The 23,971-nt window shown below is 71.4% G+C and carries 20 protein-coding genes and 1 pseudogene; 7 read left to right on the top strand and 14 right to left on the bottom strand.

What is annotated here, in order from left to right; translation table 11 throughout:
- Nucleotides 1-105: 105 nt before the first annotated feature.
- A complete protein-coding gene (gene greA, locus E3O49_RS17720) occupies nucleotides 106-597 on the top strand; it encodes a transcription elongation factor GreA (RefSeq protein WP_134366515.1) in 492 nt (163 codons plus the stop codon).
- A gap of 269 nt (nucleotides 598-866) precedes the next feature.
- On the opposite strand, the gene ilvA is transcribed toward greA, so the two are convergent.
- The 6 genes from ilvA to E3O49_RS17690 form a co-directional block, all read right to left on the bottom strand.
- Entirely contained in the window at nucleotides 867-2,102 is a 1,236-nt protein-coding gene (ilvA, locus tag E3O49_RS17715) for a threonine ammonia-lyase (RefSeq protein ID WP_134366516.1), read from the bottom strand.
- Entirely contained in the window at nucleotides 2,095-3,399 is a 1,305-nt protein-coding gene (locus E3O49_RS17710) for an AI-2E family transporter (protein ID WP_241975906.1), read from the bottom strand. The genes ilvA and E3O49_RS17710 overlap by 8 nt, the downstream gene beginning before the upstream one ends.
- 62 nt (nucleotides 3,400-3,461) lie before the next feature.
- Complete coding sequence (locus E3O49_RS17705; protein ID WP_134451009.1) at nucleotides 3,462-4,589, bottom strand: ABC transporter ATP-binding protein; 1,128 nt, start codon at nucleotides 4,587-4,589, stop codon at nucleotides 3,462-3,464.
- Nucleotides 4,586-5,449, bottom strand: coding sequence for an ABC transporter permease (locus tag E3O49_RS17700; protein WP_134366518.1), 864 nt, complete (start codon nucleotides 5,447-5,449; stop codon nucleotides 4,586-4,588). Before E3O49_RS17700 ends, E3O49_RS17705 begins: the two co-directional genes overlap by 4 nt.
- On the bottom strand, nucleotides 5,446-6,309 hold the full coding sequence (locus E3O49_RS17695; RefSeq protein WP_174235672.1) for an ABC transporter permease: 864 nt from the start codon (nucleotides 6,307-6,309) through the stop codon (nucleotides 5,446-5,448). The genes E3O49_RS17700 and E3O49_RS17695 overlap by 4 nt, the downstream gene beginning before the upstream one ends.
- On the bottom strand, nucleotides 6,296-7,432 hold the full coding sequence (locus tag E3O49_RS17690) for an ABC transporter substrate-binding protein (protein WP_134366519.1): 1,137 nt from the start codon (nucleotides 7,430-7,432) through the stop codon (nucleotides 6,296-6,298). Before E3O49_RS17690 ends, E3O49_RS17695 begins: the two co-directional genes overlap by 14 nt.
- 197 nt (nucleotides 7,433-7,629) lie before the next feature.
- Between E3O49_RS17690 and E3O49_RS17685 the strand changes: the two genes are divergently transcribed.
- Nucleotides 7,630-8,832: a winged helix-turn-helix domain-containing protein gene (locus tag E3O49_RS17685; RefSeq protein WP_134366520.1), complete on the top strand. Its 1,203-nt coding sequence runs from the start codon at nucleotides 7,630-7,632 to the stop codon at nucleotides 8,830-8,832.
- Between the two features lie 82 nt (nucleotides 8,833-8,914).
- Here the strand turns inward: E3O49_RS17685 and E3O49_RS17680 are convergent, their stop codons facing one another.
- Nucleotides 8,915-9,799, bottom strand: coding sequence for a M48 family metalloprotease (locus tag E3O49_RS17680; protein ID WP_134366521.1), 885 nt, complete (start codon nucleotides 9,797-9,799; stop codon nucleotides 8,915-8,917).
- A 12-nt stretch (nucleotides 9,800-9,811) separates the two neighbouring features.
- Nucleotides 9,812-10,378 carry a LemA family protein gene (locus tag E3O49_RS17675; RefSeq protein WP_134366522.1) on the bottom strand — a complete coding sequence of 189 codons (567 nt, stop codon included), beginning with the start codon at nucleotides 10,376-10,378 and terminating at the stop codon, nucleotides 9,812-9,814.
- Nucleotides 10,379-10,599: 221 nt separating this feature from the next.
- On the opposite strand from E3O49_RS17675, the gene E3O49_RS17670 reads away from it, so the two are divergent.
- Nucleotides 10,600-11,367 (top strand): ABC transporter ATP-binding protein, encoded by a 768-nt coding sequence (locus E3O49_RS17670; RefSeq protein ID WP_134366523.1) that lies wholly within the window; start codon nucleotides 10,600-10,602, stop codon nucleotides 11,365-11,367.
- Nucleotides 11,364-12,098 (top strand): ABC transporter permease, encoded by a 735-nt coding sequence (locus E3O49_RS17665; protein ID WP_134366524.1) that lies wholly within the window; start codon nucleotides 11,364-11,366, stop codon nucleotides 12,096-12,098. Before E3O49_RS17670 ends, E3O49_RS17665 begins: the two co-directional genes overlap by 4 nt.
- A gap of 208 nt (nucleotides 12,099-12,306) precedes the next feature.
- On the opposite strand, the gene E3O49_RS17660 is transcribed toward E3O49_RS17665, so the two are convergent.
- Genes E3O49_RS17660 through E3O49_RS17645 form a run of 4 tightly spaced genes read right to left on the bottom strand, consistent with a single transcriptional unit; the run spans nucleotide 12,307 to nucleotide 17,592 of the window.
- Nucleotides 12,307-13,776, bottom strand: a complete 1,470-nt coding sequence (locus tag E3O49_RS17660) for a glycoside hydrolase family 1 protein (RefSeq protein ID WP_134366525.1) — start codon at nucleotides 13,774-13,776, stop codon at nucleotides 12,307-12,309.
- On the bottom strand, nucleotides 13,773-15,086 hold the full coding sequence (locus E3O49_RS17655) for a D-arabinono-1,4-lactone oxidase (RefSeq protein ID WP_134366526.1): 1,314 nt from the start codon (nucleotides 15,084-15,086) through the stop codon (nucleotides 13,773-13,775). Before E3O49_RS17655 ends, E3O49_RS17660 begins: the two co-directional genes overlap by 4 nt.
- Nucleotides 15,083-16,318, bottom strand: a complete 1,236-nt coding sequence (locus tag E3O49_RS17650; protein ID WP_134366527.1) for an amino acid deaminase/aldolase — start codon at nucleotides 16,316-16,318, stop codon at nucleotides 15,083-15,085. The genes E3O49_RS17655 and E3O49_RS17650 overlap by 4 nt, the downstream gene beginning before the upstream one ends.
- Nucleotides 16,318-17,592, bottom strand: coding sequence for an MFS transporter (locus tag E3O49_RS17645; RefSeq protein WP_134366528.1), 1,275 nt, complete (start codon nucleotides 17,590-17,592; stop codon nucleotides 16,318-16,320). Before E3O49_RS17645 ends, E3O49_RS17650 begins: the two co-directional genes overlap by 1 nt.
- Before the next feature lie 158 nt (nucleotides 17,593-17,750).
- Here E3O49_RS17645 and E3O49_RS17640 point away from each other — a divergent pair, with 158 nt between their 5' ends.
- A complete protein-coding gene (locus E3O49_RS17640) occupies nucleotides 17,751-19,937 on the top strand; it encodes a hypothetical protein (RefSeq protein WP_134451008.1) in 2,187 nt (728 codons plus the stop codon).
- 76 nt (nucleotides 19,938-20,013) lie between these two features.
- On the opposite strand, the pseudogene E3O49_RS17635 reads toward E3O49_RS17640, so the two are convergent.
- A pseudogene (locus tag E3O49_RS17635) lies at nucleotides 20,014-20,645 on the bottom strand (response regulator).
- Nucleotides 20,642-21,832: a sensor histidine kinase gene (locus tag E3O49_RS17630; protein WP_241975837.1), complete on the bottom strand. Its 1,191-nt coding sequence runs from the start codon at nucleotides 21,830-21,832 to the stop codon at nucleotides 20,642-20,644. The pseudogene E3O49_RS17635 and the gene E3O49_RS17630 overlap by 4 nt, the downstream one beginning before the upstream one ends.
- 206 nt (nucleotides 21,833-22,038) lie before the next feature.
- Between E3O49_RS17630 and E3O49_RS17625 the strand changes: the two genes are divergently transcribed.
- Both E3O49_RS17625 and E3O49_RS17620 read left to right on the top strand, forming a co-directional pair.
- Entirely contained in the window at nucleotides 22,039-23,106 is a 1,068-nt protein-coding gene (locus tag E3O49_RS17625) for an FtsX-like permease family protein (RefSeq protein WP_134365789.1), read from the top strand.
- Nucleotides 23,103-23,786, top strand: a complete 684-nt coding sequence (locus E3O49_RS17620) for an ABC transporter ATP-binding protein (RefSeq protein WP_134365788.1) — start codon at nucleotides 23,103-23,105, stop codon at nucleotides 23,784-23,786. The genes E3O49_RS17625 and E3O49_RS17620 overlap by 4 nt, the downstream gene beginning before the upstream one ends.
- Nucleotides 23,787-23,971: the final 185 nt, after the last annotated feature.

The raw sequence follows: 23,971 nt of genomic DNA, 5'->3' as shown, positions 1-23,971 counted from the left end.
CACAGTCTGATCCGCGCGGTTTCATCCGCGTTCATCCGCGCAGACGTATCTGCGAATGGCGGGATCATTGCGCGGGCACCACACGAGCACGAGGAGGGGACCACCATGACTACCGAGACCACTGTCACCTGGCTGACGCAGGAGGCCTACGACCGCCTCGCTGCCGAGCTGGAGACCATGAGCACCGTCGGCCGCGTGGAGATCGCGAAGAAGATCGAATCTGCGCGCGAAGAGGGTGACCTCAAGGAGAATTCCGGCTACCACGCCGCCAAGGACGAGCAGGGCAAAATGGAGGCGCGCATCCGCACGCTGGTCCTGCTACTGCGCAACGCCGAGGTCGGCCACGCCCCCGAGAGCAAGGGCGTCGTCGAACCGGGCACGGTCATCACCGCCACGATCGCCGGCGAGGAGAACCGCTTCCTGATCGGCAGCCGCGAGATCGCCGGGGACAGCGACCTCGACGTCTTCAGCGAGCAGAGCCCGCTCGGCGCGGCGATCCTCGGCCTCAAGGTCGGCGCGAAGACGTCGTACATCACCCCGACCGGCAAGGACATCGCCGTCGAGATCTTCCTCGTGGAGACCTGGACCGGCAACTAGCCGAACCGCTCCCCGCACCCGATGGGCCCCGCCGGCAGGCGGGGCCCATCGCTCGTTAACCCGTCCGGCCCCGAACCAATTCGACGGAGATACCGCTGTAAAAAAGCGTTTTCAGCCGGTTTGGGGCCGATCCGGGCAAAATCTCCGTCGAATTGGTTCCACGCCGAGACGGGAGGAGTCGAGACGGGAGGAGTCGAGACGGGAGGAGTCGAGACGGGAGGAGTCGAGACGGGAGGAGTCGAGACGGTGGGAGTGGCCGGGCGGTCCGGCTAGTCGAACTGGGGGTCGTAGCCGGCCGCGCGCAGCACGTCGACGACGAGCTGCCGGTGGTCCGGTCCCCGGGTCTCCACGCTGACGTCCAGCTCGACTTCGCTGATCTGCAGCCCGACCCCGTGGCGGGTGTGCAGCACCTCGATCACGTTGGCGTGCGCCTCGGCGAGCAGCTCGGAGATGCGGGCCAGCTGCCCCGGCCGGTCCGGCAGCATGATGCGCAGGGTCAGATAGCGCCCGGATGCCGACAGGCCGTGACTGATCACGCGCTGCATCAGCAGCGGGTCGATGTTGCCCCCGCTGAGGATCGCGACCGTGGGGCCCGACGCGGTGACCTTGCCGGCCAGGATGGCCGCGACCGCCACCGCGCCGGCCGGTTCGACCACGAGCTTCGCCCGCTCGAGCAGCACCAGGAGCGCCCGGGCGATGTCGTCCTCGCTGACGGTGACGATCTCGTCCACGGTGTCGCGCACGATCTCGAAATTGAGCAGGCCCGGCTTGGCCACGGCGATGCCGTCGGCGATGGTCGGCGTGATGGTGATCTCCAGGGCCCGGCCGGCCTCGAGGGAGGGCGGGTAGGCCGCCGCGTTCTCGGCCTGCACCCCGATCACCCGGATCCGGCGGCCGTCCCGGAGCGCGCGCTGCTTGAGCGCGCTGGCCACGCCGGAGATGAGACCGCCGCCGCCGATGGGGACGATCACGGTCTCGAGGTCGGGAACCTGATCGAGGATTTCCAGGCCCAGCGTGCCCTGGCCGGTGACGACATCCGGGTGGTCGAACGGCGGGATCAGGATCGCGCCGGTCTCCTCGGCGTAGGTGGCCGCGGCGAGGAGCGGCTCGGCCACCGTGTTGCCGCGCAGGATGACGTGCGCGCCGTAGTCGCGGGTCGCCTGCAGCTTGGGCAGCGCCACGCCCACGGGCATGAAGATGGTGGCCTTGATGCCCAGCTCCCGGGCCGCGAAGGCGACGCCCTGAGCGTGGTTGCCGGCCGACGCCGCCACCACGCCGCGCTGCTTCTCCTCGTCGGTCAGCTTCGAGAGGCGGTTGTAGGCGCCGCGGATCTTGTAGGAGCCGGTGCGCTGCAGGTTCTCGCATTTGAGCAGGACCGGTGCGCCCAGGACCTCGGACAGGTAGCGGGAGGTTTCCATCGGGGTCACGGCGGTGACCCGGGCGACGACGGCACGGGCGGACTCGAAGTCGGCCAGGGTCGGTCCGACGAGGGAGGCGTTAGTCATGGGTGGCACTTTTCTCGATGCGGTAGCCGGTTCGGCGGAATCCGGGGCGTTGCGGAACGGTCTGCCAGAGCGGGGAACGGGCGACGGGGACCGTCGTGGGCGGTACGTCCCGCCAGACTCCGCTGTTGATGTAGGTGATCATGACGTTGAGCACGGCCGCGACCGGCACTGCGAAGAGCGCCCCGGCGATGCCGGCGAGCAGTGATCCCGCGGCGACCGCGAGCACGACGCCGAGCGGATGCACCTTGACCGCGGTTCCCATGATTAGCGGCTGCAGGACATGCCCCTCGACCTGCTGCACCAACAGCACCACCCCGAGCATCAGCAGGGCCACCACCCAGCCGTTGAAGATCAGGGCGATGACGACCGCCACGGCTCCGGCGGCGACGGCTCCGATGATGGGGATGAAGGAGCCGAGGAAGACCAGCACGCCGATCGGGATGGCCAGGGGCACGCCGAGCAGCGCCGCCCCGACGCCGATGCCGACCGCGTCGATGGAGGCCACCAGGATCTGCACCTTCGCGAAGTTGCCCAGGGCCGCCCAACCGACCGTTCCCGCGCCGTCCACGGCCGCCCGGGCCCGCTGCGGGAAGATGCGCACGACCCAGGCCCAGATCCCCCTGCCGTCGATCAAGATGAACAGGAGGCTGAACAGGGCCAGCAGCAGCCCGGTCAGGAGATGCCCCAGCGAGGATCCCACGGTCAGGGCCCCGCTCACGAAGACCTGGCTGTCAGCCTGGACGGCCTTCCACACCTGCTGCAGGAACGCGTTCAGCTCGGGTTCGGTCAGCTGCAACGGGGAGGCCAGGAGCACGGCCTTCAGGCTCTGGTAGGAGGCGGCGACCCGGTCGTTCAGGCCGACCGTGCCGACGGCGATCTGGGTCACAGCCAGCGTGATCAGCCCGGCGACGACCGCGAGGGTGCCGAGAAGGGCCGCCGCGACGGCCAGGCCCCTGGGCCACCGATGACGCACCAGGAAGCCGACGAGGGGCACGAGGAGCGCGGATACCAGCACGGCCACGAGCACCGGGATGACGATCAGCCGCAGCTGGATGACGATGAAGATGAACACCGCGATCGCGGCGGTGAGCGCGAGCAGGCGCCACGACCAGGCGGCGGCCAGACGCAGACCGGGCGGAAGGTTCTCGTCGACGCCGTTCGGGACCGTGCCGTTCGGGACCGTGCCGTTGGGGGCCTCGGCGGTCGGGACCTGGGTCCGGATCGAAGCCGGCACCCGGCGGCGTCCCCGCGCACCGAACAACCTGCCACGGGCCGGGTTTGTCTCGGATTCAGTCACGGCATCATTCTAGGCAGTCACACGTGCCGGGTCAGGCATGTTCCGCCGTTTCCGGGCCGGGGTCAGGCCTCCGGCCGCAGCGTTTCCACCGACACCGGCACCCCCGTGAACCGCACCCCGATTCGGTCTCCCTTCGACGGATGCAGCCGGGCACCGTGCTGCACGAACACGAGCGTCCCGTCATCCAGCCGCACGGTCGTGCGGCGCAGCGAACCGTGGAAGCTGGTGGACAGCACCTGGCCCCGCGCGTCATCCTCGGTCAGTTCGAGATCGGTCAGTTCAAGGTCCTCGGGGCGCACCGAGACCAGCACGTCGCCGTCGGGGTGCGAGGGATCGACCAGCGGCAGCACCGCGCCCTGCACGCGGGCGAAGCCGTGACGCACCTCCCCGGCGAGCCGGTTGCTCAGCCCCACGAAATCGGCGATGAACGGCGAGGCGGGCCGAGTGTAGAGCTCCTCGGGCGTGCCGACCTGCTCGACCAATCCGTCCCGCATCACGGCCACCCGGTCGGCGACGGCGAGCGCCTCATCCTGGTCGTGGGTGACGAACAGGGTGGTGATTCCCAGTTCGGTCTGGATCCGCCGGATCTCCTCGCGCAGCTGCACGCGCACCTTGGCGTCGAGGGCGGACAGCGGCTCGTCCAGGAGGAGCACGCGCGGCCGGGTGACGAGGGCGCGGGCCAGGGCCACCCGCTGCTGCTGCCCGCCGGACAGCTGGTGGGCGAAGCGGTCGTAGTGGGCGTCCAAGCCCACCAGCGCCAGCGCCTCGGCGGCACGGCTGCGACGTTCCTCGCCCCGGACCTTGCGCATCCGCAGCCCGAACTCGACGTTCTCCCCGGCGCTGAGGTGCGGGAACAGGGAGTAGGACTGGAACACCATCCCCATGTCGCGCCGACTCGTCGCCATCCGGGACACGTCGGTGCCGTCGATCAGGATGCTGCCGGCATCCGTGGATTCCAGGCCGGCGAGCACCCGGAGCGCCGTGGTCTTGCCGCTCCCGCTCGGACCGAGCAGGGCCACGAACTCCCCTGCGTGCAGCGTGAGATCGAAACCGGCCAGTGCCCGGTGGCCGGCGAATTCCTTGACGACCCCGGAGAATTCGACGACCGCGCCCGGCCGGGGGCGGCTCTCCGCCTGTGTCCGGGGCCGGGTCTCCGCCTGGATCGTGGGCTGGGTCTGAGGCTGGATCATGGCTGACCTCCGGGGGTTGGTCGACGTGCGGGGCGCGTGCGGACCGCGCCCAGCCGCCCGATGACGAGCAGGAGCACGAAGGCGAACCCGAGTGCGAGCAGGGACAGGATGACGGCCGTGTACGGGTCGGCCTTGCTGACGACCACGAGCGCCGTCTGCAGGGTGATGCGGTTGAGCAGGGACGCGATGGTGAACTCGCCGAGCACCACCGCGATCGCGATGAAGGCCCCGGCCAGGATGCCCCGGCGGAGGTTGGGCACGAGCACACGCAGGAGCACGCTGCCCCACCCGGCGCCCAGGGTGCGGGCCGCCTCGCTCAGTGTGCGCACGTCCACGCCGTCGAGGTTCGACTGGATGGCCCGATAGGCGAACGGGAGCACCGTGATGCCGTAGGCGAAGGCGAGGGTCCAGACGCCGCTGCCGACGATCCCCGCGATCACCGAATACACGGGCGCCAGCCCGACGACGAGCACGATCGCGGGGATGCTGATCGGCAGGATGCAGACGAATTCGATCAGCCGCCGCAACCGTGGGAAGCGGAGGTGCACGAGCAGCAGGGTGGGCACGAGCAGCAGGAGCACGATCAAGACCGTGCCCAGGGCCAGCCCGACCGAGTTGCCCAGGGCGGTCAGCACCGGCCGGTACTGACCGCTGGCTCCGCCGGCGAAGAGTGCGCTCCAGCGGCTGAAGTCGTGTCCCCCGCCGAGGCCTTTGCGCAGCGTGAATTCGACCATCGCCACGATCGGCACGGCGAAGACCAGGCCGATCACGCCCAGGATCGCCGTTCGGACCGGGCGGGACGGGGCGTGCGCCACGGCGGGAGCCGCCGGCCGGCCGCTCGAAAGTTCGGAGCGGTTCATCGCTGCCACCTGGCCGCGCGGGCCTGCAGCGCCGAGTACCCGAACATGACCAGGCCCATGACCACGACCATCCCGAGTGCCAGCGCGCCGGCGAGGTTCTCCCGGCCCAGCAGGGTCTCGCTGGTCAGGGCGGATCGGATCTGCAACGGCACGATCTGCGAACCCTGGCTGGTGAGGGCCGCGGCGGTCGCATAGGACGAGAACGCGTTCGCGAAGAGCAGCAGCAGGCTGCCCAGGAAGGAGGGGGCGAGGATGGGCAGCGCGATGCGCAGCCAGTAGGTGGACCGGCTGCCGCCGAGCGTGGCGTTCGCCTCGGCCCAGGTGGGCTTCAGCGCCTGCAGGGCCGGCATGAAGGTGATGATCATCAACGGCACCTGGAAGTAGATATAGGGCAGCACCAGGCCTGGCATCTCGTAGAGCCAGACCCCGTCCGCGAAGATGTCGACGCCGAAGCTGTCGCGCAGGACCACGGTGACCATGCCCTGGATGCCGATGGTCGCGATGAACGCGAAGGCCAGCATGACGCCGCCGAACTGGGCCAGCACGCCGCTGAGGGAATCCACCACGGCACGCAGGGGGCCGCCGCTGGGGGCGCCCAGCAGCGCGTAGCAGGCCGCGGCGCCGACGGTGGCGCCGATCACCGCCGTCAGAGCGGACAGCCAGAAGGAGTTGAAGAACGCGCCGAGGACGACCGGGTCGCCGAGGGCGGCCACGGTGGCCAGAGTGAACGCGCCGTCCTGGTCGACGAAGCCGGTGCCCACCGCGATGACCGTGGGCACCACCAGGAAGAGCAGCACATACGCCGCGAACGGCAGCAGCCCGAAGGCCGCTGCCGGCGGGCGTCGTCTAGCGGACAGCAGCCGCCCACTTCTCGCCGAGCAGTGCGGCTCCCGTGGCGCTCTGGTCCTCGGTCGGCACGACGGTCTCCGCCGGTGCGGCGGGGAGGGCGTCGAAGAGGGCGGAATCGATGGTGCCGGCCTCGGCCATGGCCTCGGCTCGCACCGGGCGGGCCCCGCCGGCCAGCCACAGGTTCTGCCCCTCGTCGCTGTAGAGGAACTCCTGCCAGAGCCTGGCGGCTGCCGGGTGCGGGGCATCCTTGCTGACGGCCTGGTTGTAGTACCCGGCGTAGCCGGTGCCGGGGAAGACGACGACCTTCCAGTTGCGCTCCCCCTTCAGCTTGGTGCCGTAACCCACGTTGAGGTAGTCCCAGTCGAGCACCACCGGGGTCTCGCCCGAGGCGATGGTGGCCGGGGTCGGGTCGATCTTGACGAAGTTGCCGGCCGTGTTGAGCTTGGCGAAGAAGTCGACGCCGGGCTGGAAGTCGTCGACCGTGCCGCCGTTCTGCACGGCGGCCATCCCGACGGCGGCGAACGCCGCACCGGCCTGGGTCGGGTCGCCGTTGATAGCGACCTTGCCCTTGTACTGGCTGCCGAGCAGGTCATCCAGCTTCTTCGGTGCCGGGACCACGTCCGGGTCGTAGCCGACGGCCATGTATCCGCCGTAGTCGCCGGTGTAGAGGCCGCTGGCCTCCTTGAGCGCATCCGGGATGTCGGCCCAGGTGGCGACCTGATACGGCGCGAACCGGTCGGTGCTCGACAGGGCGACGGCCAGGCCCAGGTCGAACACGTCGGGGGCGGTGTCCTGGCCCTTGAGGTTGTCGGCCGCCTGGATCTCCTCGGCGCTGGAACCGTCGGGCGAGGCCTCGGTGATGGCGATCCCCGGGTACTTCTTCGCGAACGCGTCGAGCACGGCGCCGTAGTTGGCCCAGTCGCGCGGCAGGGCGATGACGTTCAGGGCGCCCTCGGCCTGGGCTGCGTCCTCCAGCGCGGTCAGGTCGCCGAAAGCGGTGAGGCTGGTGGCGGTGGCGGCGTCGACCGCGCCGGCCGCCGGGGTGCCGCCCGCGGCCGATCCGCTGCACGCCGCCAGGCTGAGGGCGAGTGCGGCCGCGGCCAGGGTGGTGGCCAGGGTTCGGGTGCTGAACAATTTTCCTCCGTCGGACCAGGGCCCGGCCGCTCACGCGTCAGCGCGGGCCGTTCGTAACCGGGTAACTGGTCACCGCGAGACTAGGAGCGGAATTCGACCGGCAGGCGGCACCGACCTGAACGCCGCGTGAATGACGCATGACGGATGCCGGTGGGCGCCCGCGCCGACAGCGCGCCCGGTGCCGCTAGGGTCGGACTGTGCTCCAGACCGTCTCCCCCGCCCTCGCCCGCCGGATCGCGCTCGGCGCGCAGGGTTTCGGCCGGCGCTCGGGCGTGACTCCGGGCATCCGTCAGCTGGACGCCCTCGTGAACCGGCTGGAGCTGCTGCAGATCGACTCGGTGAACGTGTTCGAGCGCAGCCACTACCTGCCGGCGTTCAGCCGTCTCGGCCGCTACGACAAGGCGCAGCTGGACCGGCTCACCTCGGGCCGGGAAGCCCGTTTCACGGAGTACTGGGCGCACGAGGCGTCGTTCCTGCCGCTCGACACCCGGCCGCTGTTCGGCTGGCGGATGCAGCAGTACCGCGACCTGTCCGCACGCAGCCCGGATGCGTGGTCGGCGGGGAACAAGCCCCTGCTGGACTGGCTGCTGGCGGAACTCGCCGAGAAGGGCCCCCTCCCCGCGAGCGCGATCGAGCACGACGCGAACAGGCGCAGCGGCCCGTGGTGGGGCTGGTCGGACGTGAAGACCGGGCTCGAGGTGCTCTTCCGCTGGGGCGATGTGGTCAGCGCCGGGCGTTCACGGTTCGAGCGGGTGTACGGGCTGCCGGAGCAGATCTTCCCGGCCGAGCTGCTCGGCCGAAGGGTCGAACCGGCCGACGCGCACCGGGAGCTGGTGCGCCGGGCGGCGCGCGCCCACGGCATCGGCACGGCGAACGATTTCGCCGACTACTTCCGGTTGAAGAGCGCACCGACGCTGGCCGCCATCCGGGACCTGACGGATGCCGGCGAGCTGCTCCCGGTCGAGGTGCCGGGCTGGGGCCCCGCGGGCTCACCGGGAGCCGCCTGGCTGCACCGGGACGCCCGCCTGCCGCGCAGCGTGGACGCCGACGCGGTGCTCTCGCCCTTCGACCCGGTGGTCTGGAATCGGGGCCGGGCCCAGCGCCTGTTCGGCTTCCACTACCGGATCGAGATCTACACCCCGCAGCCCAAACGGGTCTTCGGCTACTACGTTCTGCCGGTGCTGCTGGGCGACACGATCGTCGGCCGGGTCGACCTCAAGAACGACCGCCAGGCGGGGGTGCTCCGGGTGCAGGCGGCCTGGTCAGAGCCCGGCGCGCCCCGCGACACGGCCGAACGGCTCGCCGGCGTGCTGCGCGAGACCGCCGCCTGGCAGGGACTGGGCGCGATCGACGTCCGGCCGCGCGGCACCCTCGCGGCCGCGCTGGCCGCAGAGCTCTGACAGTTCCCGTTCCGGTCGAGAGTGCCCGGCGGAGCGGGCACTCTCGACCGGAACGGTCACTCTCGGGCGGCGGGAACGGCAGTTAGAACTTGCGGCCCATGGTGTGCAGGCGTTCGATCCGTTCCTCGATCGGCGGATGCGTGCTGAACAGCTTCGCCATCGCGCCCGGCTTCAGCGGGTTGGCGATCCAGAGGTGCGCCATCGACGTGTTCTGCTTGCGCATCGGCCGGGCGTAGGTCTCGAGTTTGGCCAGGGCGCTGGCCAGCGCGTCCGGGTTGCGGGTGGTCAGCGCGCTCGTCGCATCCGCCAGGTATTCGCGCTGACGGGACACGGCCAGCTGCACCATGCTGGCCACCAACGGCGCCACGACCATGGCGACCAGCCCGAACACCATCACGACCGGGTTGCCGTTCTTGTTGTCGCGGCCGAAGAACGCCATCCGCAGGAACATGTCGGAGATGAAACCGACGGCGACGACCAGCCCGAAGACGACCATCGACACCCGGATGTCGTAGTTGCGCACGTGCCCGAGCTCGTGCGCCATGACGCCCTCGAGTTCGGAATCGGTCATGATCTCCAGCAGCCCGGTGGTGGCCGCCACGATCGCGTGTCGGGGGTCGCGGCCGGTCGCGAAGGCGTTCGGGGCCGGGTCGTTGATGACGTAGATCTCGGGCATCGGGGTGCCGGTCGTGATCGACAGGTTCTCGACGATGTTCCACAGCCGCGGATTCTCCGCCTTGCTGTTCAGGCGCACTCCACCGCTCAGGGCAACCGCCTGGCGGCCGGCCATGAAGTACTGCACCAGGGCGTAGCCGGAGGCGATCACGATCGTCATGATCAGGATGCCGTAGCTGCCCGGAGGACTGTAGACATAGTTGGCGAGCCAGCCGAGGCCCGCGATCATCACCAGGAACAGGATGATGATGAAGACCGTGTTGCGCTTATTGCGCGCTATCGCGCTGTACATATCGGCCGGCCGCTAGAACTGCACGCGAGGCGGCTCCGCGATGGCGGCGGAGTCGGACACCTCGAAGAAATCGCGCTGGGTGAAACCGAGATTGCGGGCGATCAGGTTGTTGGGAAAGACCTGGATCTTCGTGTTGAGCTCGCGCACGCCGCCGTTGTAGAAGCGGCGTGACGCCTGGATCTTGTCCTCCGTGTCGACCAGCTCGGCCTGGAGCTGCAGATAGTTCTGGCTGGCCTGCAGCTGCGGGTAGGCCTCGGCGACGGCGAAGATGCTGCGCAGGGCGGATTGCATGTGGTTCTCCGCGGCGGCGGCCTCGGCCGGGCCCTGCGCGCTAAGCGACTCGGCGCGCGCCTTGGTGACGTTCTCGAAGACCGCCTTCTCGTGCGCGGCGTAGCCCTTGACCGTTTCGATCAGGTTGGGGATCAGGTCGGCCCGCCGCTTCATCTGCACCGTGATGTCACTCCACGCCTCGTCGACGCGAACCTTGAGCGTGACGAGGGAATTGTAGGTAGCCCACAGGTAGATCCCGACGATGGCGACGAGTACAACGATGATGAGGACCGGGATGAGCCATTCCATGGCAGCTTCTCCTTGAGACGGGTGAGGCAATTCTGAGCGGGCGATTGAGCTTGTGTTTGAGAGAGGAGACACGGACTGAACAAGCTCGCCTCGGAGGCGTACTCGCAGTTCGTAACCATCATAACCGCGCGTCCTGAGGCTCCCATCCGCTTCCCATCAGACTCCAAGAATCGCCCCGGCGGTTGATCGACATTCCCGCAGCACGGGCGAATAATGCAGGAGTGACCTCCGAAACTTCCGCCGTCGTGGTGCGCGACCTTCGTGCCCGTCGCGGCGCGCATCCGGTTCTGCACGGCCTGAACCTCACGGTGCCCAGCGGGCTGGTCGTCGGCCTGATCGGACCCAGCGGATGCGGCAAGACCACCCTGATGCGGGCGATCGTCGGCGTTCAGATCGTGCGGTCCGGCACCGTGACCGTGCTCGGACGTCCCGCCGGTTCCGCGCCGCTCCGGCGCCGGGTCGGCTACGTCACCCAGGATGCCAGCGTCTACGACGACCTTACGGTGCGCCAGAACCTGCTGTACTTCCGCTCCGTGCTCGGGGTGCCCCTGGGCGACGTCGACCGGGTGATCGACGCCACCGACCTGGCCCCGTATGCGGGCCAGCTGGCCGGGTCCCTCTCCGGCGGCCAGCGCAGCCGGGTCTCCCTGGCCGGTGCGCTGCTCGGCTCGCCCGAGCTCCTGGTGCTCGACGAACCGACGGTCGGCCTGGACCCGGTGCTGCGGGTGGAGCTGTGGAGCCTGTTCCACCGCCTCGCGGCGGCCGGAACGAGCCTGCTCGTCTCCAGCCACGTGATGGACGAGGCCAGCCGCTGCGACCGGCTCCTGCTGATGCGCGGCGGTGAGATCCTCGCCGACGATACACCGGCCGGTCTCCTGGGCACCACCGGCACCCCCGATATCGAGGCGGCGTTCCTCGCGCTGATCGCGTCACATCCGTCGGTCGATGACACGTTCCCCGCCGGCCCGACGGACGCGGGCCATTCGTGAATCCGCGCCGCACCCTCGCGACGGCCGGACGGGTGCTCACCCAGATCCGGCACGACCCGCGCACCGTGGTGCTCCTGCTGGCCGTGCCCAGCCTGCTGATCGGGCTGCTGGCCTGGATCTTCTCCGACACCCGGGTCTTCGACACGGTCGGCCCGGCGATGATCGCCCTGTTCCCGTTCACGATCATGTTCGTCGTCACGAGCATCACGACCCTGCGGGAGCGGCGCACCGGAACCCTCGAGCGGCTGCTCTCTATGCCGCTCGGCAAGGGTGATTTCATCCTCGGCTACACGCTCGCGTTCGGTCTGCTCGCGGTGCTGCAGTCTTCGATCGCGGTCGGTTTCTCGGTCTGGGTCTGCGGGCTGGAGATCCAGGGCTCGATCTGGCTGCTGCTCGCCGTCGCGGTCGCCGACGCGATTCTCGGCACCACCCTCGGCCTATTGGCCAGCGCGTTCGCCCGCACCGAATTCCAGGTGGTGCAGTTCATGCCGCTGCTGGTCTTCCCGCAGATCCTGCTCTGCGGCATTTTCCTCCCCCGCGACCAGTTGCCGGACGCCCTTCAGGCGGTCAGCGACTGGCTGCCGCTCTCGCACGCCGTCGACGCGCTTCGGGCGGTGGCGACCGATTCGCAGGATGCCGCCTACGTCGCCGGCGAGCTGCTGATCATCGGCGCCTGGATCGTCGGCGCCGTCGTGCTCGGCTCGATCACCCTGCGCCGCCGCACCCCGTAGCCGCCTCCTACGCTGCGCCCACCACCCTCCGCGCGCATCCACTGCTCTGCCCTCCCGTGGCCAACTCAGGAGATCCCGCCAGAGTGGCGGCATCCGTCGCACTGGTCCGCGGCCTGCACCCCGCGGTAGCCGCGTTTCTCCTGAGTTAGCCACACACGGGCAGGCGGGATTTGGGTAGCGAGGCAGGCGTGACGGGGAAGGGGGCGGGTCAGCGGGCGGCGAGCACCTTCTGCAGCCAGCGGTAGGAGGACTTGGGCGTGCGGGGACGGGTTCCGTCGAGGAAGTCCACGTGCACGAGCCCGTACCGGCGGGTGTAACCGGCCGTCCACTCGAAGCTGTCCAGCAGGGACCAGATGAAGTAGCCGCGGAGGCTGACCCCGGCCGCGGTGCCGCCCGGGGCGACCGCGGCGAGCGCGGCCGTGAGGTGCTCGGCGAGGTAGTCGATCCGGGCCGGGTCGTGCACGGCTCCCCACTTGTCGGCCACGTCGGGAAAGGCCGCGCCGCCGGCCGTGACGTACACCGGCGGCAGGTCGTCGCTGTAGCGGTCCCGCAGCTCGCCCAGCGCCACGCCGAGGTACTCCGGGGCGATGGCGGCGCCGGACCCGGTCACCGGGAACTCGCGGAACGGGATCACGTGGAAGGGGAACGCGACCACCGTCTCGGCCGGCCCCTCCCGGGGCGGACCCTGCGGGGTCTTCGGCGCGGCCGGGCCGGCCTTGATCCGGGACGGCTGCACGTAGTTGAGGCCGTAGAAGTCCAGCGGCTGCCGGATGGTGCGCAGGTCGTCGGGGTCGGTCTCCAGCAGCAGCCGCAGCGGGACCGCGTACGGTTCGGGCGGTTCCGGGTAGCGGCCGAGCAGGACCGCGTCGGCGAACATCCGATTGTGCAGCACGTCGAACAGCTGCGCCGCCACCTCGTCGGCTTCCCGGCCGCTGGCGGCCTGCACGGGCGAGTGCGCGTTGGCGATGCCGATGCCGCCGCGCACATCGGCGGCGCGGAGCCCCTGCACGGCGAGGCCGTGGGCGAGCAGCTGGTGGTGGGCGGCCGGCAGGGCACCGAAGAGCCGGGCCTCCCCGGGCGCGTCGGTGCCCAGGGCATAGCCGTTCAGGGTCACCGTCGCGGGCTCGTTCAGGGTCACCCAGGAATCGATCCGGTCCCCGAAGGCCTCGCCGACCTGGTGCGCGTAGTCACCAAACCGCATCGCGGTGTCGCGGTTCAGCCAGCCTCCGCGGAGTTTCAGCGGGGTGTCCCAGTGGTACAGCGTCGCCATCGGGCTGATACCCGCCGCGAGCAGGCCGTCGAGCAGGCGGTCGTAGAACGCCAGGCCCGCGCGGCTGAGCGCCCCGCGGCCGTCCGGCTGCACCCGCGACCAGGCCAGCGAGAACCGGTACGCGTCACCGCCCAGTTCGCGGAGGAGGACGACGTCGTCGTCGACCCGGGTGAAGTGGTCGGTCGCCACCGAGGCGTTCGAACCGTCACGGATGCGGCCGGTCGCCGCCGTGAACGGGTCCCAGCTCGATTCCCCGCGTCCGCCCTCGCGAGCCCCGCCCTCGATCTGGAAGGCGGAGGTGGCCGTGCCCACGACGAAACCGTCCGGGAGCCGGTCGCCCAACTCTGCGGCCCGGTGTTCCCAGGCGCGCGCCGCGGGGGTGTTGCTGTTGACTGGCTTGGTGCTCATCGACCCAAAACTCTTTCCAGATAGCTGTTGCTGAAGCGGCGCTCCGGATCAAGCCTGTCACGCACCGAGAGGAAGTCGCCGAAGTGCGGGTAGCTCTGGCGCAGCGAGTCCGCGTCCCGGTCGTGCAGCTTGCCCCAGTGCGGGCGCCCGTCGTGCGCGCGCATGATCGCTTCCACCGCGTCGAAGTACTCGGTCGGGTCCTCCCGGAAGTAGCGGTGCACGGCGATATAGCCGGTGTCCCGCCCGCTGGCGGTGGAGAGCCACAGGGCGTCGGCCGCCGCGGAGCGCACCTCGATCGGGAAGGAGATCCGCCAGCCGCGCTCCTCGATCAGGGCCCGCACCTCGCGCAGCGCCGCCGGCACCTGCTCGCGCGGCAGGGCGTACTCCATCTCCCGGAAGCGCACCGTGCGGCGGGTCACGAACACCCGGTTGGAGACATCCGTGAATTCACGCCGGCCGCTGAGGCGGGTGGCGAGCCGGTTGAACGGGGGCACCGCCGGGGGCACCAGCCGGCCGAGCGCGCAGATGGCGCGGTAGGCCCCGTTCGCGAGCAGTTCGTCGTCGACCCAGCGGGAGACCCGGCCGAGCGGGGACCGGCCCGCGTCCGCCGGGAGTCGGGTGTTGGTCTTGGTCAGCGCGGTGTCCGTGTGCGGGAACCAGTAGAACTCGAAGTGGTCGGGGTTCTCCGACCGATCGAGGTAGGTGTCCAGCACCTCCTCGAGGGGTTCGGCGGCCTCGACGGCGCGCAGCAGGTACGCGGGCACGCACTGCAGGGTCAGGTCCACCAGGATGCCCAGCGCCCCGAGCCCGAGCCGGGCCGCCGGGAGCAGCTCGGCGTTCTCGGTCTCGCTCACGCGCAGCAGGGTGCCGTCGCCGGTGACCAGGGTGAGGGCCGTGATCTGGGTGGCGAGGCCGCCGAAACGGCCGCCGGTGCCGTGCGTGCCGGTGGAGGTGGCGCCGGAGATCGTCTGCCGGTCCACGTCGCCCATGTTCGCCAGGGCCAGGCCGTGGGGTTCGAGCAGCCGCGGCAGCTCGAACAGGCGGGTGCCGGCGGCGAGCGTGACCCGGCCCAGAACCGGGTCGACGCTGATCAGGCCGGCCAGGTCGAGCAGGTCCAGCTGCACGCCGCCGGCCACCGCGATCGCGGAGAAGCTGTGCCCGGACCCCACCGCCTTGATCCGCAGCCCGGCCTTCCCGGCCGACACCACCGCGCGCTGCACGGCGCCGACGCTGCGGGGCCGTTCGACGCGCACCGGCCGCACGCTCTGGTTGCGGGCCCAGTTGGTCCAGACCCCTCCGCTCGCACTCACAGGAAGGCCTTCCCCTCGCCGCGGTAGGTCGGCAGGATGTCGACCACCCGCCCGTTGTCGACCAGGGCGAATTCGTTCACGTGCTCGCTCAGCTCCCCGGATTTGGCGTGCCGCAGCCAGACCCGGTCGCCGACGGAGAGGCCGGCCGCTCCGGGCCCGGTCAGCGGGGTCTGCACCTCGCCGGCCATCTCCCGCGGCATCAGGCGCAGGCCCTCCGGCCAGACCAGGCGCGGCAGGCGGTCGCGGCCGGGCACCCCGGAGGCCACCCAGCCTCCACCGAGCAGCGTACCCGTGGCCGGGCTCGGCTTGCGCACGATCGAGAGGGCGACCGCGGCGGCCGGCGCGGGCCGGAAACTGGCGTAGTGGTCGAACAGGTGCCCGCCGAAGAAGCCGCTGCCGGCGGCGATGTCGGTGACGGATGCGTCGGCGCGGGTGGTCTCCAGCGAACCGGTCCCGCCCCCGTTCACGAACTCGAGCGCGACGATCTCGCGCACCGCGGCGACGGCCGCGCTGCGCCGGTCCGCGATCTCGGCCACGGACCGCCGCCGCACCCAGCGGTTGACCCGCCCCTGCACCGGTTTGCCGGCCGGGCGGTCGCCGATTCCGGCCACCTGCGCCTCGTAGGCCATCAGGCCGACCAGGGAGAAGCCGGGCCGGGCCACGACGGCGGCGGCAAGGCTGCGGGCATCCGCCGGGGTGTGCACGGGCGAGCGCCACACGCCCAGGTGGCCGAGCACCGGGGCGTCCCAGGCGGCATCGAGTTCCAGGCAGACCCGGATCGGGGCCCGGCCGGCCGGCGGGAGCACGGCGTCGATTTCGTCCAGCTGCGCGACCGAGTCGATCATCAGCGTGACCGTCGCGGCCAGGTGTGGCGAGGTGCCCAGCCGCCGGATCGCGGACCGGTCGGCCGTGGGGTAGCCGACGACGACATCCGTCACCGTCTCGGCCAGCCAGAGCGCCTCGGCGAGCGTGTACGCGAGGACCCCCTGGAAACCGGGGAGGGTCAGGAGGGCCTCGATCACGCCGCGCACCCGGATCGACTTCGTCGCCACCCGGATCGGGGTGCCGCCCGCACGACCGAGGAGGGACCGGGTGTTGTGCCGCAGCGCGTCCAGGTGCAGGGCGGCGACGGGGGTCTCCAGCTGCGCCGTGGCGGCGGTCAGTCCGGGCCAGTACTGCCCGGGGGTCAGCCAGGGCTGCGACGCCGGCCGGGAGCCGAGGTCGAGGCCCATCAGCGCACCGCCTTCACCCGGGTGACCGCGAGGGCCCCGCCGAAGGCGCAGAGGCCCGCGAGCACGAACAGGGCCTGGAAGCCGCCGCCCACGGCGACCGTGAACGCCCCCAGCAGCGGCGCGAGCGCCTGCGGCACCGCGGTGGCGATGTTCATGATGCCGAGGTCCTTGCCGCGGGCGGCCGGGTCGGGCAGCACCTGGGTGGCCAGCGCCTGGTCGACGGAGAGGAAGCAGCCGTAGCCGAGACCGAGGATGCCGGCGGCCACCATCGCGACGCCCAGGTCGGGGATGAAGGCGAGCAGCAGCGCCGCGAACCCCTGCAGGCCGGCGGCGACGAAGACGAAGCCCTTGCGGATGCCCAGCGCGTCGCTCCACCGGCCCAGGAAGATCGACGCCAGGATCACGAACACCATGTAGACGAGGGTGAGCAGGATCAGGTCGTCTTCCGCATTCTCGTCGTTCAGCCCGAACATCAGGAAGTAGAGCAGCAGGGTCGTGCCGAACGCGTTGCCGAAGCTGACCAGCACCCGGCTGAGCAGGGTCCAGCCGAAATCGGGGTGCTCCCGCGGGCTGATCCAGAGGCTGGACAGAAGGCCCAGCACGGTCACCGGCGCGCGTTGGTGCGGCTGGAGCACCGCGTCGGGCAGCAGCAGGAACGGAACCGCCAGGACCAGCAGGAGCACCGCTACGACCAAATAGCCGGCGAACTGGCCGGTGAACAGCATCGTCACGAGCAGCAGGCCCACGATGATGCCCACCGCCTGCGGGGCGCTCAGCCAGCCGGACACGTACCCGCGCTGGTCGACCGGGACCTGGTCCGAGATGGTGGCGGTGAGCGCGGCCGTCATCACGCAGAAACCGGTCAGGGCGAGCGCCCAGAAGAACCCGATCCCCAGCATGGTGGTCTGCGCGCCGAGCAGCAGCAGGGCGGCCGCGAAGAGCACCGCCCCGCCGGCGATCCAGGGTCGGCGACGGCCGAACCGGGAGGTCGTGCGGTCGGACAGCGCCCCGGTCAGCGGGTAGGCCACGATCGCGCACAGGCCGGCGATGCCCGAGATCACGCCGAAGGCCACGACGCTGTCCACCCAATTCTCGGGCTGGAGGCGCCGGTCGATCTGGGCCGGCAGGAGGAGCTGCACCGGGGTGAGCTGCGCCATCCAGATGCCGAGCCAGGCCGTCGCAAAGACGGCGATCCAGCGCCCGGGAACGCGCCGGTTCGGTTCGGCGAAGACGGAGCCGGAGCCGGAGCCCGCGAGTAGGTTCGGTGCGCTCATGCGCCGTCCCGTTCTGGTTGGTGGGCGGGACAGATGACCCGATTTTTCAGTATGCACCATGCCCGGAAGATCACGAATGTGTCGCGGTGCAACCGGCACGGCGTGTCCGGCGTTGACTTTGAGGCCCCCACCCCCTGAAATGGTCACGGGGGGAAATCATGGTTGGGACACGCTTCACCGGATCGGGCTCATCGCGGGCCCGTCGGTCCTACCGCGCCGGCCGTCTCCTTGCAGGGGTCCTTCTGCTCGGCTTCCTCGTTCCGGCCCTCCTGGCGGGCGGCTCCGTCGGGTCCGCGGTCGCCGCCACCTCCTCCCCCACGCCGGCCCCCGCGCCGACCCCCGCAGCGACCCCCGCAGCGACACCGGCGCCGACCCGGTCGTCGGCGCCGCCCACCGTCTCACCGACGATCACCGGTCCACGGCCGGGCAGTTTCGTCGGCAGCGGCAGCACCACCGTCTCCGGCACGGGCGAGCCCGGCCAGGAGATCCAGCTCCTGTCGGCGTTCCCGGGCGAGGACCCGTCCTGCATCCTGGTCGTCGACGACTCCTCGGAGTGGAGCTGCACGGGGGTGCGCCTGCCCAGCGGCCCGTCGGTGCGGCTGCGGGTCGTGGTCACCGCCGACCCGGCCTTCGCCGCGGAGCAGACCATCGCCGTGCTGGCCGCACCGGTCGTGACCGGCGGGCCGAGCGGCCAGGCGGCATCGAACGGCGTGGTGCGCGGGACGGCGTACCCGAACGCATCCGTCATCGTCCGCCTGGCCGACGGCAATCGCTGCACGGCGACGGCCGACACCTCCGGCGCCTGGACCTGCGCATTCGGCGGGCGCCTTGCCAGCGGGGCCGCCGAGGTCACGGCAGCCCAGCAGGCCACCTTCAGCCTGCCCTCCTGGTCGAACGAGAGCGCCGCCATCGCCCTCCTGTTCGACGTCGACCGGCCCGCGCCGCCGACCGTGACCGAGCCGGCCGCGGGCGGACGGGTGCCGCTGGACCGGGCCACCTACGCCGGTTCCGGGGAGAACGGTTCGACCGTGACGGTCTTCGCGGGCGCGTACTCGGTCTGCAGCGGCGTCGTCGCCGGCGGCTCCTGGACCTGTTCCGCCGGCGGCGTGGCCGCCGGTTCGTACGCCGTGATCGCGGTGCAGCAGGATGCCGCGGGCAATGTGGGCCAGGGCAGCCCCGCCTTCACCCTCGCCTACGGCCCGGCCGCACCGGCACCGGCCGCCGGCCGGGCGACCCCCTCTCCGCGGGCATCCGCTCCACTCGCCGCCGCGACCGCGACCGCGGCGCCCGCGCCGGAACCGGCCCGGAGCCCGCAGACGGCGACGCCCTCGCAGCGGGACGGCGACGAGGCGGTGGCGCTCGGCGCGCTGCCGGGCGGCTGGAGCGACCCCACCCGGTTCGCCACCGCGGTTCTGCCGCCCTGGTCGCCGTCCGGGCTGTCCTGGTCCCAGGCCGTGCTGCTGTCCCTGGGCTCCCTGATGCTGCTGTACGTTCCCGCCCGCCTGCTGGCCGGGACCCTCTCCCGGTCCCGGGGCGGCCGCCCGGTCTGGCCGGGCACGGCCATCGCGGGCCGGAACCGGGCCCGGCAGGAGTACGAGACCGCGCCCGACGTGGCCGTCAACCGGTGGCTCGTCGCCGGCGCGGCCCTCGCCGCGGCGGCGACCCTGATCATGCTGTCCGGCCCGGTCACCAGCCAGCCGGCCTACCTGCGGCTGCTGCTCGCCGTGATGGTGGCCCTGATCGTGGTGAACGGGGTCGGTGCGCTCGTTCCGCTGTGGTGGAGCTCCCGGATCTGCCGGGTGCCGGCATCCGTCACGTTCCTGCCGCGCTACCTGCTGCTGGTCGCGGTGACCGCCCTCGGTTCCCGCCTCTTCGAGGTGCACCCGGCGCTCGTCTTCGGGCTGCTGGGCTCCGTCGCGGCGACCCCCGGCGCGCTGAACCCCGAGCGCGGGCAGATCGCGGCCGTGCGGGCCGGCAGCCTGATCGGGCTGAGTACGGCCGGCTGGCTGGCGCTCGGCCTCCTGCCGACGGCCGACGGCTTCCTCAGCTCGCTCGGTGCGGAAATCGCCAACAGCGTGGTGCTGACGGCGATCGGCTCGGTCGCGCTCGTGCTGATCCCGATCGGGCGCACGAGCGGGCGCAGCATCCTGGCCTGGTCACCGTCGATCTGGGCGGGACTGACCACGCTCGCGTTCACGATCATGTTCGGGGTGCTGTCCCCGGCCGTCGCGATCTGGAACGGTGACGGCACGGTGACCCTGCTGGGGGTGGCCGCCGGGGTCTTCGCGGCCCTCAGCGTCGGCGCGTGGGCCTGGCAGCGGTTCGTCACCCCGTCCCGGGGCTGACCCCGCGCCGTCCCCGGCCGGTTTCGGGCGGCTACGGGCGGCTACGGGCGGCGAATCAGCCCGGCCTGCCGGGCGGCTACGGGCGGCGAATCAGCCCGGCCTGCCGGGCGGCGGCGACCGCCGCGGTGCGCGAGGACACATCGAGTTTCGGATAGATGTGCGCGAGATGGGATTTCACCGTGGTCTCGCTCAGGTGCAGGTGGCGGGCGACGTCGGTGTTGCTCCGGCCCTCCGCCACGAGGGTGAGCACCTCGAGTTCCCTGGCGCTCAGCGCCCGGGTGGACTGGCGCACGCGGGACAGCAGCCGGCTGGCGACCGCGGGAGCCAGCGCGGACTGGCCGCGGCCGCCGCGGCGGCGACCGCGGCCAGGAGGTCGTCGGGCGGGCTGTCCTTCAGCAGGTAGCCGGCCGCCCCGGCCTCGATCGCGGTGATGATGTCCCCGTCGGTGTCGTGATTGGTGAGGATCAGCACCGCCGGCGGCTCGGGCAGGGCACGGATGCGCCGGGTCGCATCCGCGCCGCGGAACTCGCCCTGGAACTGCAGGTCCATCAGCACCACGTCAGGGCGGAGCCGGGCCGCCTCGGCCACGGCCTCCCCGGGTGTGCCGACGGCCGCGACCACATCGATGGAAGGGTCCGTCTCGAACAGGGCCTGCAGTCCGGTGCGCATGATCGGGTGGTCGTCGGCGATCAGCACGCGCACGCTCATCCGCGCACCTCGAACCCGGCCACGACGCTCGTGCCCTGCCCCGGGGCGCTCTCCACCGTGAGCGAACCGCCCAGTTCCGCGACCCGCTCCCGCATCGCCTGCAGGCCGAACGACGTGCGCGTCGACGTGTCCCCGCGCCGCACCGAGGCCCCCGCGTCGAAACCGACGCCGTCGTCGACGACGTCGAGGATGACCTCGGAGTCCAGCGCGCTCAGGGTCAGGTCGATCCGGGAGGCGTGCGCGTGCTGCACGGCGTTGGCCAGGGCGCCCTGGGCGATCCGCCACAGGGCCGTTTCGACCCGGGTGGGCAGCGGCTCGACGGGGCCGGCGACGGTGACGCCGATCCGGATGCCGCTGGTCGCGCCGGTCTGGGTCGCCAGCCGGTGCAGGGCCTCGACCAGGGTCGAGCCGCGCAGTGCCGGCGGGGACAGCTCGTCGATGAACTGCCGGGTCTCCGCCAGCGTCTGCCCGGCGGCGTCCCGAGCCTGGCGCATCCGTTGCAGCGAGGTCTCGGCGTCGCCGGAGCGCTCGGCGGCGTGGAGGAGCATCACGATGCTCGACAGCGACTGGGACACTGTGTCGTGGATTTCCCGGGCCAGGCGACCCCGTTCGCCCTGCACCCCGGCGGTCCGTTCGGCGGCGGCCAGCTGCCCGCGCGTCTCCCGCAGCTCGCGGATCAGGTCCTCCCGCTCGGCGGCTTCCCGGGCCAGAGAGCGGTAGGCCAGGGCGATTGCGACCGCCAACGCGGCTCCGATCAGCGGCCCGACGGCGCCCGCGGGGCTGAAACCGCGGTGCGCGCCGACCGCGAAGACCGCCGCGACGGTCGCGACGGCGACCGCGACCGGTCCGCACCACCCGGGCAGGAAGTGCAGGAAGAGGAAGAACAGCGGGAAGACGAGGTAGATCGCCTCGGCATTCAGCCCGGCCAGGACGACCCATTCCAGGCTGAGCAGGCCGAGCCGGGCCCCGGCCCATCGGGATGCCGTTCGGCTGCGACCGACCCAGGCGCCCACCGCGTAGGTGCCGAGGAAGAGCGCCGCCAGGCCGGCGATGATCGCGGCCGACGGCGACCCGGCCGCGAGGGAGGAGACGACGCAGAGGGCGACCAGCCCCGCCACGAGGGCGTGCAGGCCGATCCGGAGCCCGACGAAGACGGGGTTGAGGGCGGAGCCAGTGGGCTCGATCACGCGAAGATCACCCTTTCAGGCTACGCGGCCGAGCGCCCCGCGGCATCCTCCGAAAGGTGGAACGGGACCTCCACCTTGAGCCGCCGAAGAACACCCGCATGCACGATGACCGGCCGCGGCCCGGCGGGGAGAGTGAAGAGTGTGCGGGGCAAGCCTGTCGGCCGGCCCCGCACACTCTACCGCTCGATCGATCAAGGAGTTTGACAGTGTTCGTTGCATGGCGCGATCTTAGATTTGCCCGCGGGAGATTCCTGCTGATCGGCACGGTGGTCACCCTGATCACCCTGCTGGTCGGATTCCTCTCCGGCCTGACCGGTGGCCTGGCCGACCAGAACATCTCGGCCATCGCGGGGCTCGACGCCGACCGGATCGTGTTCTCCGCTTCGGCGGACGACGCCCCGCTCAGCTATTCCGATTCCGCCGTGACCGGCGCCGAGGCCGAGGCGTGGGGCGCCCGGCCCGGCGTCGACACGGTGACCCCGCTCGGGATCAGCCGGCTGCGGCTCACCGCCGGGGCGAACCAGACCAGCGTCGCGCTCTTCGGCGCCGAAGCCGGGCTCGGGCCGGTTCCGTCGAGCGCCGGGCGCCTGACCTTGCCGGCCACCGCCGCCGAGGAACTGGACGTGCGGGCCGGCGACAGCATGGAGCTGGCCGGCTCGGCCTTCACCGACGATTCCGTCACGGCCGACACCTGGTACTCGCACACGCCCGTCGTCTGGCTTCCGCTGGCGGATTGGCAGCGGGCGGCCGCCGCCACCGGCACCCCGGATGCCTACGCGACCGTCCTGGCCGTGACCGCGCCCGGGCTGGACTTCGCCGCCGCGGACAGCGCGACCGGCACGTCCTCGGCCGGGGTGCTCCAGTCCCTGACGGCGTTGGAGGCGTTCCGCTCCGAGATCGGTTCGCTGCTGCTGATGGTGGGGATGCTGTTCGGCATTTCCGCGCTGGTCGTCGGCGCGTTCTTCACTGTCTGGAGCATCCAGCGCCAACCCGATGTGGCCGTGCTGAAGGCCCTCGGCGCATCGAACCGCATGCTGATCGGGGATGCGCTCGGCCAGGCATCCGTCGTGCTGATCGTGGGGGTGGGGACCGGCATCGGCCTGACCGCCCTGCTCGGGGCCCTCGCCGGGCCGGTGCTGCCGTTCATCCTCAGCCCGCTGACGACCCTGCTGCCGGGCGCCGCCATGATCGCCCTCGGCCTGGCCGGGGCCGCGTTCGCCCTCCGTTCCGTCACCACCGCCGACCCCCTCACCGCCCTCGGGAGCAACCGATGATCCAGCTCGACCACATCACCCTCACCTACCCGGACGGCGGCAACCGCATCACCGCGGTCGACAACGTCACCCTCACCGTGGCGCCGGGCACCGTCGTCGGGATCACCGGCCCGTCCGGCTCCGGCAAGTCCAGCCTTCTGGCGGTGGCCTCGACCCTGGTCACACCCGACACGGGCTCGGTGCTGATCGGGGGCGTCGACGCGACCGCGCTGACGCTCGCCGAGAAGGCGGATCTCCGGCGGGACCGGCTCGGCATCATCTTCCAGCAGCCGATCCTGCTGCCCGCGCTGACGGCCGCGGAGCAGCTCGTCGTGATGGGCGAGCTCGACGGCCGCCGGGGCGGTGCCCGCGGCCGGGGGCGGGCGCGCATCCGTGCTCTCGAGCTGTTGACTGCCGTCGGCCTGGCCGACCAGGCCGGCAAGCGTCCGGCGCAACTCTCGGGCGGGCAGCGCCAGCGGGTCGAGATCGCCCGGGCGCTGATGAACGAACCGTCCGTGCTGGTCGTCGACGAACCCACGAGCGCGCTCGACCAGGAGCGCGGCTCGGAGATCCTCGCCCTGATCCTGCGGCTCACCGCCGAACACGACACCGCCACGGTGCTGGTCACCCACGACCAGCGTCTGCTCCCGCTGATGAGTGCGGTGCACACCATGGTCGACGGCACCCTGACCCCGAGCTAGCCGATCCCCGCGCCGCCATCCCCCTCCGCGTCCCCCCTCCCGAGCCCCCATCCCGCGCCCGGCGCGAACCAATTCGACGGAGATACTGGCTCTCCTGTCGTAACCGTGGGTTAAACCCGGCCGGGGAGCACTGGTTTGTGGCCGCCGAGGCTGAGCATGGCGAGGGCGATGAGGGCGTCGGGTGA

Source organism: Cryobacterium shii (assembly GCF_004402595.1).
In the GTDB taxonomy this organism is placed as follows: Bacteria; Actinomycetota; Actinomycetes; order Actinomycetales; family Microbacteriaceae; genus Cryobacterium; species Cryobacterium shii.
Note: the sequence above shows the minus strand (reverse complement) of the source record. Positions and strands in the feature narration are given on the sequence as shown.